We start from the raw sequence: 14,206 nt of genomic DNA, 5'->3' as shown, positions 1-14,206 counted from the left end.
CATGATCACCACTTCGTCCAGCGCCGAGGCCGAGGTCGACCCGATGACGATGCGCCGCACGATGGGGCGGTTCGCCACTGGCGTCGCGGTGGTCACCACCCGTGCGGCGGGGGTGCCGCACGGGATGACCGTCAACTCGCTGACGTCGGTTTCGCTGGACCCGCCGCTGCTGCTGGTGTGCCTGACGACCGGCGCGCGCAGCACCGATGCCGTCGTCGAGGCAGGCCGGTTCGCGGTCAACATCCTGTCCGCGCGGCAGGAACAGCTCGCGCTCCGCTTCGCTCGCCGCGGCGAGGACCACTTCGCCGGGCTGGAGGTGACCGAGGGCCGCCACCGCGTACCGGTGATCCCGGACGCCTTCGCTCACCTCGAATGCGACGTCGAACGGCATCTCGTCGCCGGCGACCACGTGGTCGTGTTCGGGCACGTGCGCAGCGTGTGCGAGCGCGACGGCGAACCGCTGGCGTTCCACGGCGGACGGTTCGCGGATCTCGCCGACCGCGCCAACGAGCCGGTGCACTGGTTCTTCTGAGGTAGTTCCCAAGGGGGGAATACGCCTCGGTGGCTGCGCCAACAGCCACCGAGGCTTCCGGTACCAGCACTGCGTCCCTCCGACCAGAGGAGCCGAAATGGCCGATACCTCTCGCGAACGTAACAGAAAACGCCCGCATACGCGGCTGGGGGTGGTGGCGGCGTCGAGTCTCGCCGGCACCGCCGTCGAATGGTACGACTTCTTCCTGTACGGCACCGCGTCCACTTTGGTCTTCAACAAGCTGTATTTCCCGTCGCACGATCCGTTGGTCGGCACGGTTCTCGCCTTCGCCACGTACGCCGTCGGGTTTCTCGCGCGGCCGCTGGGTGCGGTGGTGCTCGGCCATCTCGGCGACCGCAAAGGACGGCGATCGACGCTCATCGCCAGTCTGGTGCTGATGGGCGCTTCGACGTTTTTGATCGCTCTGCTGCCCACTTACGAGGCGGTCGGCGTGCTCGCGCCGTTGCTGCTCGTGGTGTGCCGCCTGGTGCAAGGATTCGCGCTCGGCGGAGAATGGGGCGGGGCGGTGCTGCTGGTGTCCGAGCACGGCGGCAGCGCGCGCCGGGCGTTCTGGTCTTCGTGGCCGAATGTCGGGCCGCCGCTGGGAAATCTGCTCGCCGCCGGTGTGCTGGCGGTGCTCGGCGGAGTGCTGCCGCCAGCGCAATTCCTGTCGTGGGGCTGGCGGATCGCGTTCGGGTTGTCCGCGGTGCTGGTATTGATCGGGTTGTGGCTGCGGCTTTATGTCGCGGAGACGCCGTTGTTCAAGGACGCGCCGAAACCCGAGGGCCTGCCCGCCGGAGTGGTGGTGCGCAAGCATTGGCGCAGTGTGCTGCTCGCCGCTGCGACGCGTTTCGGGGAGAACGCCGGGTTCTATTTGTTCTCGTTGTTCGTGATCACGTATGTCACGACTGTGCTCAAAATGGACAGTTCCGTCGGGCTGACGGCAGTGCTGGTCGGTCAGGCGTGCGCGGTGGTGACGATTCCGTTGTTCGCCCTGCTGGCGGACCGGATCGGACGGCGGCCGATCTACGTTGTCGCTTCGGTGGCGACGATCGGGTGGGCGTTCGCGTTCTTCGCGTTGGTCGACACGCGCAGTCCTGGACTGATCATGGTCGCGGTGGCTGGCGGGTTGCTGATTTTCGCCGCGTACAGCTCGGTGATCGGTGCGTTCTTCGCGGAGCTGTTCCCGACTGAGGTGCGGTATTCCGGGGTTTCCCTGGCGTACAACCTGGCATCGGTGCTGGCGGGCTCGCTCGCGCCGATCATCGCGATCGGGTTGTACGCGAAATTCGGCACCGGGTATGCGATCGGGGCTTACCTGGCGGTGATGGGCCTGATTTCGCTCGTCGCCTCGCTGATCGCGAAGGAGACGAAGTCGGTCGATCTCGGCGCGGTGGCGGGGAAGGAGGAAGTTCCCGCACCCGTTGACTGAGCATCTGGACAACCCGCCTGTCCTGAGCTCCGTGAAGGACTCCTGGGGAAAATCAGATTCCCCCGAGGAGTCCTTCACGGCCGTTCCGCGAGCCGGTAGCCGGACCCGTGGGAGACCAGGCGGCCACCAGTCGGCGGGGCGAAGTGCGTGCCCAGCACGAGCGTGCCCGAATCGGCCAGCCCGGCGAGAAGGCGGCGGCGGGTCTTCTCGGCTTCCGCCGGGTCGATGTCCACCGAGGCACCGATCTCCGGGCGCGCGAACTGCACCGGATGGTGCACCGCGTCCCCGGTGATGAGCGCGGTTTCGCCGGAGCTGGTCAGTTCGATCGAGACGTGCCCGGGAGTGTGGCCGGGCGTCGGCAGCAACCGCACGCCGGACACGATTTCCACGCCGTCCGCGGGGACGTCGACCAGGTCCAGCAGGCCCGCGCGTTCCATTGGCAGCACGGAATCCTCGAACATCTGCCGCCGCGGCGCGTCCATGGGGTAGCTCGCCCAGAACTCCCGTTCGGTCCGCGTGGTGACGTGCCGGGCGGAGGCGAACGTCGGCACCCATTCGCCGTCCTGCTCGCGCGTGTTCCAGCCGACGTGGTCGGCGTGCAGGTGGGTGAGCAGCGCCAGGTCCACCTCGTCCGGGGCGAATCCGGCGGCGGCCAGCGAGTCGAAGTATCCGGTGTCCAGGTTGTGCCACGCCGGGTTGGCGCGGGTTTTCCCGTTGCCGATCCCGGTGTCCACGAGGATCTTCATCCCGTCCTTCTCGAACGCGAAACTGTGGCTGTGCAAGCGGATCGCGCCGTCGTCGGCGAAGTCCGGGCGCAGCCAGTCCTCGCCCGAAACGACCTCGGCGGTCGCGCCGGGCAGCAGCCACGGGCCGGTCGCGGCGGGGAGTTCGATCTCGTCGATCCGGTGGACAGTGATCTCGCCGACGGTCCAGGTCATCAGGAGGGCCTCCTTAACGCAACAAGTTTGCTTTAAGCGACGGTAGCGGTTAGTGTCACTTAAAGCAAACGCTTAGCTTTTAGGAGTACCTCGTGTCCGATCTGACCCCCGAGCAGGCGGCCAGCCTGGCCGCCCGGGCCGGGCTGCCGCTGGCTGCCGCGCGGCACACCAGCGTGGCCGCCGTCGCCAACCACATCCACTCCGTGGTGACCGTCCTGCGCGACCTGGATTTCGGCGACACCCCACCGGCGTCCACCTACCGTGCGGAGGAGGGCGTCCGTCATGTCGCTGGCTGACCTCACCCTCGCCGAAGCCTCCGCCGCGATCCGGGACCGGCGCGTGTCGCCGTCGGAGCTGGTCGAGGATGTCCTGACCCGGATCGACGAGGTGGAACCCCGGCTGCACGCGTACGTCACGGTGGATCCGGAAAGAGCCCGCGCCGAAGCAGCGGAACTCGGGCCGCATCGCGGCCCGCTGCACGGCATTCCGATGGGGTTGAAGGACCTGATCGACGTCGCCGGAACCGCGACCACCGCCAGTTCCCAGGTCCGCGCCGGGCATCGCGCCGAGCACGACAGCACCGTCGCCGCCCAGCTCAAGTCCGCCGGTGCGGTCCTCCTCGGCAAAACCCACACGCACGAATTCGCTTACGGGCTCACGACTCCGCAGACACACAACGCCCGCAACCCGTCCCGCGTCGCCGGAGGATCCAGCGGCGGTTCGGCGGTGGCGGTCGCGGCGGGCGCGGCGACGTTCGCGCTCGGCACCGACACCGGCGGTTCGATCCGGGTGCCCGCCGCGCTGAACGGAGTCGTCGGCCTGAAACCGACCTACGGCCTCATCCCGCGCAACGGTGTGACGTCGCTGTCCTGGTCGCTGGACCACGTCGGCCCGATCACCCGCACCGTCGAGGACGCCGCACTGGTGCTGTCCGTCCTCAGTGGACAGGCAATCCCGCTCGGGCTTCCGGACCTGGCTGGGCTCCGCGTCGGAGTCCCGGGCAATTACTACTTCGACCGCATCGATCCGGCGGTGGAGGCCGCCGTGCGCGAGAGCGTCGCGCACCTCGCCGAGCTGGGGGCCGAGCTGGTCGACGTCGAAATCCCGATGACCCGCTACCTCCAGGCAACGCAGTGGGGCCTGATGGTCCCCGAGGCCACGGCGTATCACGAGCGAAGCCTGCGCACCGTGCCCGACCAGTACGCCGCCGACGTCCGCGTGCTGCTGGAGGCCGGCGAGCTGATGAGCGCGGGGGACTACCTGCGCGCCCAACGCGCCCGCACGCTCATGCGGCGGGAATGGACCCGACTGTTCGAAAAGGCCGACATCCTCGCCGCCCCGGCGGTCCCGATGACCGCCGTCCCGGCCGGACAGGAGACGGTCACCTGGCCGGACGGAAGCGTCGAGGCGGTCTCGGACGCCTACGTACGCCTCTCCGCTCCGGCGAACATCACCGGTGTGCCAGCCTTGACCCTGCCCGTCGGCGAGGACCTCGACGGGATGCCGATCGGCCTGCAACTGCTCGCCCGGCCGCACGACGAGCCGGTGCTGCTGCGGACCGGACATGCCCTGGAACGGACGCGGCTTAGAGTGGCACGGTGAGCCAGAAGCGGATGGTGCGTCCGGGCGGGCGCAGTGCGCGAGTCCAGGAATCGGTGCACGCCGCCGTCCGCGACCTGATCGCCGAATCGGGCCGGGACGCGCTGACCGTGCCCCAGGTCGCGGCACGCGCGGGCGTCACGCCGTCGACGATCTACCGGCGGTGGGGCGATCTGCAGGAACTCCTGTCGGACGTCGCGGTCGAGCGGCTGCGCCCGGAAGCACCGCCGGAGGACCACGGTTCGCTGGCGGCGGATCTGACGGCGTGGACCGAGCTGTTCCTGGACGAGATGTCCTCGCCCGCGGGCCGCGCCTACATCCGCGACGCGCTGCTCGGCGGTCCGGACGGCAGCAACGCCGGACAGTGCTCGGCGTACGCCGCTGACCAGGTGGAAGTCGTCCTGGCCAGGGCGGTCGCCCGGGGCGAGCGGGCACCGGCGGCCGAGACCGTGATGGACCGGGTGGTGGCTCCGATCATGTACCGGATCCTGTTCCGCCCGGACGGGCTCGACGCCGCCTATGCCCGCCGGCTGGCGGCTGAGGCGCTGGCTTAGAACCACTGCACGCAGTGCGGGATCCGGTCCGGCCGGAACAGCAGATCCGCTTGCTGTGCTGCCTTTTCGTGGTGCGCCCGGACGTGCCCGGCCCGGACGAGCGTGCCCGGCGACGTCCCGCCGAGGTAGATCGAGCCGAGGTCGCTCACGTCCAAGGACAGCTCCGGCGCGAGGTCCGTCCGCACGCATTCGGCCTTTCCGTCGCGCACGGTCAGCTGCCACCGGTCGTGCTCGTCCAGGAACGGGTCGGTCACCTCCAGGACCAGCGAACCGTCGGCGAACCAGCCGCGCGAGGTCAGGGCGCGCGGGACGTCCAGGATCCGCACCCACAGCCAGTCCGTTTCCGTGGCCTCGGCCGCGCGGAGATCGGCCAGCTGCCAGCGCAGCGGGTTCCCTGGCGGGAGGTGCTTGAACTCGATCTTCTTGACCAGGTCGTGCCCGAGCAGGAACTGGGTGAGCGAGGCGAAGGCCGCGTCGTCGGCCGCGATGACCTCGTCGACCGTCAGGGTGTCGCCGTTGACCAGGTAGCTCGCGTACCCGTCCGCGGCGCCGTCGGCGTCCCGGTGCACGACGATGTAGCGCGGCTCCGGACCGGTCGGCGGATGTCCCGCGCCCAGCGCCCACCAGCGGTGCGGCCGCGACAGCGCGCCGGGCTGGGTGCGGCGGTAGCGGTCGTAGACCTCTTCCAGCAGTTCAGCGCAGTCGGCCCGGCGCAGCAATTCGACCGAGCCGGTCGCGACCGGCGCACCTCCGCGTGGGGCGGCGAAGGCGGAGCGCTGCCGTTCGACGGTCAGGCGCTCGGTGGAAGTCGCCGGTCCGTAGCCGAAGCGCCGGTAGATCGTCGCTTCGGAGCAGAGCAGGACGGAGAGGAACTCGCCGCGGGCGCGGACGTCGGCGAGCTGTTCCTGCATCAGCGCGCGGAGCACGCCTTGCCGCCGGTGCGTCGGCAGCACGCCGACGGCGGTCACCCCGGCGGCGGGGGCGAGCACGTCGCCCGGCAGAGTGAGGTCGAAGGAGTACGCGCCGGCCGTGCCGACGGGTTTCCCGTCCGGCGCGAAGGCGATGAGGCTCAGTTCGCTCTCGAAAGCGCCGAGGATGCCGCTGCCCGGTGACTCCGGCCAGTAACGGCCGAACGCGGCTTGGACGGTGCGGAAATACAGGTCGTAGTCGTTGTCGTGCCGGATTTCCATCGCAGGAGGCCCCCAGGAGCAGACGGTGATCTCACCGTATCCCAGTCGTGCTCCCGGGGGCGGGCAAGCGATTTACTGCCGGAGAGCCTCCGGCCGGACGCGTGCCTGGAATTTCTGCAGCAATGCCGCCGCGACGCTCACCGCGATCACCGCCGGTTCCTTCCCCGTCAGGTCCGGAAGCCCGATCGGAGTCGTGATCCGGGACAGCGCCGCCTCGTCGTGGCCGAGGCCGGTCAGCCGCTTCCGGAACCGCGACCATTTCCCGGCCGATCCGATCAGCCCGATCGACCCGCACGCGCCGTTGCGCAGAGCCGCGTCGCACAGGGCGATGTCCTCGGCGTGGTCGTGCGTCATGATCAGCACGTGCGTGCCCGCGGGCAGTTCCGACAGCACCGTCTCCGGCAGCAACGGGACCTGGTGGACGTGCACGCTCGCCACGGCGTCGTCGAGCACGGCCAGCCGTTCCGCGGTCAGCTGTTCGGGGCGGCTGTCGATCAGGTGCAGCGAAATCTCGTGCCGGGCGAGCACCCGAGCCAGCTCCAGGCCGACGTGGCCGACCCCGAAGATCGCCACCGCCGGGCGCACCGGAAGCGGCTCGAACAACAGCGTCATCGTCCCTCCGCAGCATTGCACGCCGTGCTGGTAAGGAGCCTTGTCGGACAACGAAAGCGTTTGCAGCACCGGCGCGGTCGCGTTGTCCCGCAACAACTCCCGGGCATGCTCGATCGCGACGGCCTCGGCGTTGCCGCCGCCGACCGTGCCGTGGCATTCCGTCTCGCCGACGACCATTTTCGCGCCGCCCTCGCGCGGGGTGTGCCCGCGCGAGGACGTCACCGTGACGAGCACGCCCGGCAGCCCCGCGTCCCGCAGGTGCTGTACCGCGCTGAGCCAGTTCATGGCTGGCCCACCAGATCCGGTACCTGCGCCTCCACCACCGGAGCGGCGGTGACGGCGCGCTCGATCGCCCAGAACACGGCCTCCGGCGTCGCCGGGGAAGCGAGGTCGACGCTGTGCCCGGGCTCGCCGAACGCGGCGACCGCCTGCCGCAGCGCTTCCCGCACCGCGAAGGCCAGCATCAACGGTGGTTCGCCGACCGCCTTCGAGCCGTAGACCGCGCCTTCTTCGGTGGCATCGGTCAGCAGCGTGACGTTGAAGACCTCGGGCATCTCCGAGAAGCTCGGCAGCTTGTACGTGCTCGCCGCCTGGGTCGCCAGCCGTCCGCGGGAGGGCCGGTCGGACTCGTCCCAGCGCAGGTCTTCCAGCGTCAGCCAGCCCATGCCCTGCACGAATCCGCCCTCGATCTGGCCGATGTCGATCAGCGGGGACAGGCTGTCGCCGACGTCGTGCACGATGTCGACCCGCCGTGTCCGGTACGCGCCGGTGAAATCGTCCACCTCGACCTCGGCCAGCGCCGCGCCGTAGGCGAAGTACTTGAACGGCGACCCGCTCATCGTGGCGGAATCCCAGCTCAGCCCCTCGGTCCGGTAGTACCCGGCGGCGGACAGGTGCACCCGGTCGAAGTAGGCCGCGTGCACGAGCTCGTCCCAGCCGATCTCCTCGCCGGACGGCGTGCGCGCGGCGCCGCGGACGATCCGGACGTCGCTCTCGGGCACGCCGAGCTTGCCCGCCGCGACGGTGAGAAGCCGGTCCCGGATCTGCTCGCAGGCGTTCTTGACCGCGCCGCCGTTGAGGTCCGCGCCCGAACTCGCCGCGGTGGCCGAGGTGTTGGGCACCTTGTCCGTCCGGGTCGGGGCCAGCCGCACCTTCTCCGGCGGCACGCCCAGCGCGGTCGCGGCCACCTGCAGCATCTTCGTGTGCAGGCCTTGGCCCATCTCGGTGCCGCCGTGGTTGATCAGCACCGAGCCGTCCTTGTAGACGTGCACCAGCGCGCCCGCCTGGTTGAACGCGGTGAGGTTGAAGGAAATCCCGAACTTCACTGGCGTGATCGCGAGCCCGCGCTTGGAATGCGCGTGTTTCGCGTTGTAAGCCGCGATTTCCGCCTGCCGACGCTCGGCGTCGCCCGACTCCAGGAGTTGCTGCCAGATCCGGTGGATGCGTTCCGGGTGCCGCACCGGCATCCCGTACGGCGTTTCCTGGCCTTCGGAGTAGAAGTTGCGCCGCCGCAGTTCGGCCGGGTCGATGCCGAGCAGCGGGGCGCAGCGGCCGAGGATGTCCTCGATCACCAGCATTCCCTGCGGTCCGCCGAAGCCCCGGAACGCGGTTTGCGACGTCTTGTTCGTCTTCGCGATCCGCCCCATCGCGCGGACGTGCGGAATCCAGTACGCGTTGTCGACGTGGCACAACGCGCGGGCCAGCACCGGTTCGGACAGGTCGAGGCTCCAGCCGCCGTCCGCGGTCAGCACGACGTCCAGTGCCTGCAGCTTGCCGTCGGCGTCGAAGCCGACGCTCCATTCGGCGTGGAAACCGTGCCGTTTCCCCGTCATCGTCATGTCCTGGGTGCGGGTGAGCCGCAGCCGCACCGGACGTCCGGTGAGCGTCGCGCCGAGCGCGGCGACGGCGGCGTACCCGTGCGGCTGCCATTCCTTGCCGCCGAACCCGCCGCCCATCCGGAGGCTCTGCACGGTGACCTCGTGGCTGTGCTTGCCCAGCACGTGCGCCACGATGTCCTGCGTTTCCGACGGATGCTGCGTGCTGCTCTGCACGAAAACCTGGTCGGACTCGTCCACGTGCGCCAGCGCGCACTGGGTCTCCAGATAGAAGTGCTCCTGGCCGGCGAAGTCGAACTCGCCCCGGAAAACGTGCGCCGCACCGGCCATCGCCGGGTCGACGTCCCCGCGCGCCACCACTCGCGGCTCGCCTTGGAAACTGGCCGCGGCGATCGCCTCGCGGACGGTCACCAGCGACGGCAGGGGTTCGGTGTCCACCTCGACGGCCGCCGCGCCCAGCCGGGCCGCTTCCAGTGTTTCGCCGAGGACCCAGCACACCGCGTGGCCGAAGAACATCACCTCGGACGGAAACAGCGGTTCGTCGTGGTGCACGCCGGAATCGTTGACGCCAGGGACATCCGCCGCGGTGAGCACCCGGACCACGCCCGGCACCGCTTCGGCCGCTTCGGTGCGGATCGCGAGCACCTTCGCGTGCGCCTCGCTTACCTGTACGGGGTATGCGTGCAGGACGTCTTTGGTGCGGGCGACGAGATCGTCGGTGTACAACGCGGTACCCCGGACGTGCGCCGCGGCGGCTTCGTGCGGCCGGGCGATCCCGATGGACGGGCTTTCCGGGCGGTCGGACAGTGCACTCATGCTCGTGCCCCCTCCAGGGAGTCGGCGTGGAGTTTCAGCAGGCTGCGCCCCAAAGTCGCGGCGCGATACGCGGCGCTCGCGCGGTGGTCGTCCATCGGCGTGCCCTCGCCGCGCAGGACTTCCGCGGCGGCGCGGACGGTTTCCTCGTTCCAGGGCTGACCGACCAGCGCGGCTTCGGTGTCTTGAGCGCGGATCGGCGTCGCGGCGACCCCGCCAAGGCCGATGCGCGCGGTGCGCACGAGACCGTCTTCGATATCGAGCGCGAACGCGACGGCGACGCTGGAGATATCGTCGAACCGCCGTTTGGCGACCTTGTGGAACGCGGTGGTTCCGGTCAGCGGCAACGGAATCCGCACTGACCGGATCAGTTCGTCGGGCCGCCGGACGCTCTGCCGGTACCCGGTGAAGTACTCGGCGAGCGGCACCTCCCGCTCTCCGTCCACAGAGGACAGGACGACGCTCGCGCCGAGGGCGAGCAGCACCGGTGCGGAGTCGCCGATCGGCGAACCGGTGCCGAGGTTTCCGCCGAGCGTCGCGGCGTTCCGGATCAGCCGCGAGGCGAACTGCGGGATCAGCTGGCTCAGCAGCGGCACCCGGCCGTCGAGGCGGCGGTCTATTTCGGTGAGGCTCAGCCCGGCCCCGATTTCGATCGCGTCGGCGCCGACGGTCAACCCCTGCAGTTCCGGCACCCGGTCGATGGCGACTACGCAGTCCGCCCGGACGCCGCGGATGTTCACCTCGACGCCCCAGTCCGTCGACCCGGCCACGAAAGTCGCGTCCGGACGGTCGTGGCGCAGCTGCAGTGCTTCGGCCCAGCTCGCCGGGCGAAGATAGTCCCGACCGTCGCCATGCAGTTGTGTCGCAACGGGTTCCGGTGCCGGGCAGGTCCGCCGCTGGGCCAGCGGGTCCTCGGCCGGGGGAGCGCCGAGCGCGTGCGCGGCGTCGCGGATCGGCCGGTATCCGGTGCAGCGGCAGAGATTTCCGCTCAGCGCGTGGATGTCGAAGCCGTTCGGCGCGTGGTCGTCGCCGGTCGCGGCGCGGTCGCCGCGGTAGTACTCGGCGGCCATGCTGCAGACGAACCCGGGAGTGCAGTAGCCGCACTGGGATCCGCCGCGCACGGCCATTTCGTGCTGGACCGGGTGCAAGTCCTCAGTGGACCCGAGACCCTCGGCCGTCCACACCTCCTGCCCGTCCAGCGAACCGACCGGGGCGAGGCAGGCGTTGATCGCGACCAGATCGGTCGGGGATTCGACGCCGGGCCGCGCGACCAGGATCGCGCACGCGCCGCATTCGCCTTCGGCGCAGCCCTCCTTGCAGCTGGTCAAGCCCTGTCCGCGGAGCCAGTCCAGTGCCGTGGTGTGCACGGGGACGTCGCCGATCGCGGTGCGTTTCCCGTTGACGGTCACCTCGGGGTCGGCCATCGGGGGTTCCTCTCGTCTTTCTCGGCTGGGTCCACGGCCGCCGACGCGCCGCATCGACGCAGGTCAGGGGAACCGTGGAGAAGAAGCCGGGCAGCGGGGCTCGGGCCCGTGCCCGCGGCGCGGCCGAGCGGAGAGACCGCTCAGCGCCGCGTTGGCCAGCCGTGCGCGACGCGCCCCTTGTTCCAGGCGGACTGGCGCGTGCGCTGCCGGAGGTCGGCGAGCTGTCCGGAAGTCATCAGCACGCGCACCTCCTCGAGAGCGAACGAAACGGGCGGTGCGGGCGCATCGCCGTTGACGAAGCGTAACCCCGGCCGCGGGAGCAGACAAGGCCCGCCGTCGCCCGGAAGGAGACCCAGGACACACTTCCCTATACCCCTAGGGGGTATAAAGTCGCTGCCGTCACCAGCGGACGAAGGAGAGACCGATGAACGTCAACGGCACCGCACTTTCGACCGGCGAGGTCCAGCTCGGCGTGGTGCATGCCCCGGCCAGGGCGGGGGAGGACGGGGAGCTTTCGTTCACCGTCGCCACCGCCGACGGTCAGCCGGTAACCAAATACGAGGAGGCGCACGGGAAGCAGTTGCACCTGATCGTGGTGCGCACCGACGGCGCGTACTTCCGGCACCGCCATCCGGTGCTGGACCCGGAAACCGGCGTCTGGACGATTCCGTGGACGTGGGAAGCGGCGGGCACCTACCGGGTCTTCGCCGACCTGACCCCGGCGGGCGGCGAGAGCGTGACGCTGTCGCGGACGGTCGAGGTCGCCGGTGACTACCAGCCGCAGGCCGCGGAACCGGTCGCTACGAGCGTGGTTGACGGCTACGAAGTGACGCTCAATGGCACGCTGGCAACCGGCGCCGGAACGATGCTGACCGCCCGGGTGACCCGCGACGGACAGCCGGTCACCGACCTGGAGCCGTATCTCGGTTCGTTCGGCCACCTGGTCGCGTTGCGCCAGGGCGACCTCGCCTACCTGCACATCCACGCGCTCGACGACGGAAAACCCGGGCCGGAGATCCGCTTCCACGCCGAGGCCCCGACAACCGGCCGCTACCTGCTGTACCTGGACTTCCAAGCCGAGGGCGTCGTGCGCACCGCGGCTTTCGTCCTCGACGCCGCCTGAGCAGCCGGATGCCCTGCTGCCGTTCCCCTTGAAGAGAAAGCGAAAAACGATGACCACCGCACAAGAAACCCGGCCGAGCACTCTCCGCTGGTGGGCGCTCGGACTGATCGCCCTGGCCCAGTTCATGGTGATCATGGACACCTCGATCATCGGCGTCGCTTTGCCGCAGATGCGCGACGCCCTCGGCTTCACGCCCAGCACCCTGTCCTGGGTCTTCAACGCTTACGTGATCGCCTTCGGCGGCCTGCTGCTGCTCGGCGGACGACTATCGGATTTGTTCGGCGCCAGAAGGCTTTTCGCCACCGGCTGGGCGATTCTCCTAGCTGGTTCGGTGCTCGCCGGAGCCGCCGGGAACGTGCCGGTCGAACTCGCCGGCCGGATCGTGCAGGGTGCGGGGGCCGCGCTTATCGCCCCGTCCGCGCTGACGCTGCTGATGATGCTCTTCGGCAGCAACCCGAAGGAACTTACGAAAGCCCTTGCGCTGTACGGCGCGGCAGCTCCGGCGGGTGGCACCGCGGGAGTGTTCCTGGGCGGAGTGCTCACTGAGTACCTGTCGTGGCCGTGGGTGTTCTACCTCAACGTGCCGATCGCGGTGCTCGCGCTGTTCGCCACCCGCGCGGTCCTGCCTGGGGGAGCGGCCGGAACCCGGGGCACTGTGGATGTTTTCGGCGCGCTGACTGTCACCCTCGGCCTGGGCGCATTGGTGTACGGGATCGTCCGTGCGCCGGAAGCGGGCTGGGCGGCCGCGGAAACCTGGATCGCGCTTGGCGCCGGTCTCGTGCTGCTCGCCGGTTTCGTTGTCCGGCAAGCGAAAGCGCGTACTCCGCTGATGCGGCTGTCGATCTTCCGCGCTCCGCGGCTCGGTGCGGCGAACCTGGCGCAGGTTTTCCTTGGCGCGGCGTGGATTCCGATGTGGTTCTTCCTGAACCTCTACCTGCAGCAGGTGCTCGGCTTCCGAGCCTTCCCGGCCGGCGCCGCGCTGCTGCCGATGACCGCGCTGATCATGCTGGGGATGATCGCGCTGGCCCCGAGGGTGATCGGCCGGTTCGGGCCGAAGCCGCCGATCGTCGCCGGGCTGGCGCTGCTGGCGGCCGGACTCGGCTGGCTCGCGCTGGTGCGCGCGGACGGCACCTTCTGGGCGGACGTCCTGCCCGCGTCGCTCGTCGCGGCGCTGGGGATGTCGCTGGCGTTCATCCCGTCGCTCAGCACGGCGATTTCCGCGGCCCGGCCGGAGGAAGGCGGGCTCGCGTCGGGGATCGTGAACACCGGCTACCAGGTGGGATCGGCGCTGGGGCTGGCCGTGATCACCGCGCTGGCGGCGGCTTCGGGCGCGGACGCGCTCGGCGACCCGGCGGCGTTGACGAACGGCTACTCGGTGGCGTTCCTCGGCTCGGCGGTGATCGCGCTCGCGGGTGCTGGCCTCGCGGCGGTGACCTTCCGCCGGAAGTGAACTGGATGCGAAAAGGGGCCTTCAGGATTTCCTGAAGGCCCTTTTTCGCGAGTCAGTGGGTCAGTCGTCCTCTTCGCCGGAACGGGAACCGGGCGGTTCGAGCACGCGTACCGTCTTGACCTCGGTGAACCCGCCGTCGTGCGTCAGTTGCAAGGGCGTGAACGCGTTCCAGTCGACCGGGCGGGACCGCACGATCCGCCCGGAGCCGAGGTGGACCGCGATCCGGAGCTTGCGCCGGGTTTCCCCGGACCAGCCGATCCAGACCGCGGGCAGTTTCACCGCCGCACCGGGTTTGAGCACGGCGGGCAGTTCGACCGACAGTTCGTCGTCGCCGAACTCGACCGGCCCCTGGAAGTGGATGCTCGGCGCGAAAGTCATCAGCGTGACGCTGGAGCGGGTGCGCCCGAGCCCGATCCGCCGGGCGGCCTTGAGCCGCCAGCGCAGCTTGCGGAACCGATGCCCCGGAATGTCGGCCCAGACGGTGTATCCGATGATCGTCACGTCCAGCCTGCCCGAGTTGACGACGCTGGCCCACACCCGCATCCGCTCGCGATTCCCCAGGTAGTACCCGAAGATCTGCACGCGGCCGCCGGTGAGCCGGTAGCTGAGGAATTGCCAGGACAGGCTGGCCGCGCCGGTCACCGCGCCGACGGCGGCGATCACTATCGTCCAATTCATCCGTGTTCCCCCGGCGGTCGCGCGAC

The 14,206-nt window shown here is 69.8% G+C and carries 13 protein-coding genes; 7 read left to right on the top strand and 6 right to left on the bottom strand.

Annotated features, from left to right (window positions below; genetic code table 11):
* Position 1: 1 nt before the first annotated feature.
* Complete coding sequence (locus tag ACZ63D_RS05200; protein ID WP_465353030.1) at positions 2–532, top strand: flavin reductase family protein; 531 nt, start codon at positions 2–4, stop codon at positions 530–532.
* A 97-nt stretch (positions 533–629) separates the two neighbouring features.
* Positions 630–1,964 (top strand): MFS transporter, encoded by a 1,335-nt coding sequence (locus ACZ63D_RS05195; protein ID WP_465353029.1) that lies wholly within the window; start codon positions 630–632, stop codon positions 1,962–1,964.
* Between the two features lie 74 nt (positions 1,965–2,038).
* On the opposite strand, the gene ACZ63D_RS05190 is transcribed toward ACZ63D_RS05195, so the two are convergent.
* The gene (locus ACZ63D_RS05190) at positions 2,039–2,902 is read right to left on the bottom strand and encodes an MBL fold metallo-hydrolase (protein WP_465353028.1); all 864 of its coding nucleotides are present in this window, start codon (positions 2,900–2,902) and stop codon (positions 2,039–2,041) included.
* A 92-nt stretch (positions 2,903–2,994) separates the two neighbouring features.
* On the opposite strand from ACZ63D_RS05190, the gene ACZ63D_RS05185 reads away from it, so the two are divergent.
* From ACZ63D_RS05185 to ACZ63D_RS05175, 3 genes are read left to right on the top strand one after another with little or no spacing between them, the layout of a single operon-like run.
* Positions 2,995–3,198 carry a hypothetical protein gene (locus tag ACZ63D_RS05185; protein ID WP_465353027.1) on the top strand — a complete coding sequence of 68 codons (204 nt, stop codon included), beginning with the start codon at positions 2,995–2,997 and terminating at the stop codon, positions 3,196–3,198.
* Positions 3,185–4,504, top strand: a complete 1,320-nt coding sequence (locus ACZ63D_RS05180) for an amidase (protein ID WP_465353026.1) — start codon at positions 3,185–3,187, stop codon at positions 4,502–4,504. Before ACZ63D_RS05185 ends, ACZ63D_RS05180 begins: the two co-directional genes overlap by 14 nt.
* On the top strand, positions 4,501–5,055 hold the full coding sequence (locus tag ACZ63D_RS05175) for a TetR/AcrR family transcriptional regulator (RefSeq protein WP_465353025.1): 555 nt from the start codon (positions 4,501–4,503) through the stop codon (positions 5,053–5,055). The genes ACZ63D_RS05180 and ACZ63D_RS05175 overlap by 4 nt, the downstream gene beginning before the upstream one ends.
* Here the strand turns inward: ACZ63D_RS05175 and ACZ63D_RS05170 are convergent.
* The 4 genes from ACZ63D_RS05170 to ACZ63D_RS05155 form a co-directional block, all read right to left on the bottom strand.
* Positions 5,052–6,245, bottom strand: coding sequence for a GNAT family N-acetyltransferase (locus ACZ63D_RS05170; protein ID WP_465353024.1), 1,194 nt, complete (start codon positions 6,243–6,245; stop codon positions 5,052–5,054). The genes ACZ63D_RS05175 and ACZ63D_RS05170 overlap by 4 nt on opposite strands.
* 72 nt (positions 6,246–6,317) lie before the next feature.
* On the bottom strand, positions 6,318–7,142 hold the full coding sequence (gene xdhC, locus ACZ63D_RS05165; RefSeq protein WP_465353023.1) for a xanthine dehydrogenase accessory protein XdhC: 825 nt from the start codon (positions 7,140–7,142) through the stop codon (positions 6,318–6,320).
* On the bottom strand, positions 7,139–9,508 hold the full coding sequence (gene xdhB, locus ACZ63D_RS05160; RefSeq protein ID WP_465353022.1) for a xanthine dehydrogenase molybdopterin binding subunit: 2,370 nt from the start codon (positions 9,506–9,508) through the stop codon (positions 7,139–7,141). Before xdhB ends, xdhC begins: the two co-directional genes overlap by 4 nt.
* Positions 9,505–10,929, bottom strand: a complete 1,425-nt coding sequence (locus ACZ63D_RS05155) for a xanthine dehydrogenase small subunit (protein ID WP_465353021.1) — start codon at positions 10,927–10,929, stop codon at positions 9,505–9,507. The genes xdhB and ACZ63D_RS05155 overlap by 4 nt, the downstream gene beginning before the upstream one ends.
* A 424-nt stretch (positions 10,930–11,353) precedes the next feature.
* On the opposite strand from ACZ63D_RS05155, the gene ACZ63D_RS05150 reads away from it, so the two are divergent.
* Complete coding sequence (locus ACZ63D_RS05150; RefSeq protein WP_465353020.1) at positions 11,354–12,052, top strand: hypothetical protein; 699 nt, start codon at positions 11,354–11,356, stop codon at positions 12,050–12,052.
* Positions 12,053–12,101: 49 nt separating this feature from the next.
* Positions 12,102–13,502: an MFS transporter gene (locus ACZ63D_RS05145; RefSeq protein WP_465353019.1), complete on the top strand. Its 1,401-nt coding sequence runs from the start codon at positions 12,102–12,104 to the stop codon at positions 13,500–13,502.
* A 60-nt stretch (positions 13,503–13,562) separates the two neighbouring features.
* Here ACZ63D_RS05145 and ACZ63D_RS05140 read toward each other — a convergent pair whose 3' ends face one another.
* Complete coding sequence (locus ACZ63D_RS05140) at positions 13,563–14,180, bottom strand: hypothetical protein (protein WP_465353018.1); 618 nt, start codon at positions 14,178–14,180, stop codon at positions 13,563–13,565.
* Positions 14,181–14,206 lie beyond the last annotated feature (26 nt).

The sequence above is a fragment of the Amycolatopsis sp. NPDC104775 genome, assembly GCF_055583325.1.
Note: the sequence above shows the minus strand (reverse complement) of the source record. Positions and strands in the feature narration are given on the sequence as shown.

Coding starts and splice junctions, on each gene's coding strand:
- ACZ63D_RS05140 (WP_465353018.1), bottom strand. CDS start 14,180: ATGAATTGGACGATAGTGATCGCCGCCGTCGGCGCGGTGACCGGCGCG.
- ACZ63D_RS05190 (WP_465353028.1), bottom strand. CDS start 2,902: ATGACCTGGACCGTCGGCGAGATCACTGTCCACCGGATCGACGAGATC.
- ACZ63D_RS05155 (WP_465353021.1), bottom strand. CDS start 10,929: ATGGCCGACCCCGAGGTGACCGTCAACGGGAAACGCACCGCGATCGGC.
- ACZ63D_RS05145 (WP_465353019.1), top strand. CDS start 12,102: ATGACCACCGCACAAGAAACCCGGCCGAGCACTCTCCGCTGGTGGGCG.
- ACZ63D_RS05170 (WP_465353024.1), bottom strand. CDS start 6,245: ATGGAAATCCGGCACGACAACGACTACGACCTGTATTTCCGCACCGTC.
- xdhB (WP_465353022.1), bottom strand. CDS start 9,508: ATGAGTGCACTGTCCGACCGCCCGGAAAGCCCGTCCATCGGGATCGCC.
- ACZ63D_RS05200 (WP_465353030.1), top strand. CDS start 2: ATGATCACCACTTCGTCCAGCGCCGAGGCCGAGGTCGACCCGATGACG.
- ACZ63D_RS05150 (WP_465353020.1), top strand. CDS start 11,354: ATGAACGTCAACGGCACCGCACTTTCGACCGGCGAGGTCCAGCTCGGC.
- xdhC (WP_465353023.1), bottom strand. CDS start 7,142: ATGAACTGGCTCAGCGCGGTACAGCACCTGCGGGACGCGGGGCTGCCG.
- ACZ63D_RS05195 (WP_465353029.1), top strand. CDS start 630: ATGGCCGATACCTCTCGCGAACGTAACAGAAAACGCCCGCATACGCGG.
- ACZ63D_RS05180 (WP_465353026.1), top strand. CDS start 3,185: ATGTCGCTGGCTGACCTCACCCTCGCCGAAGCCTCCGCCGCGATCCGG.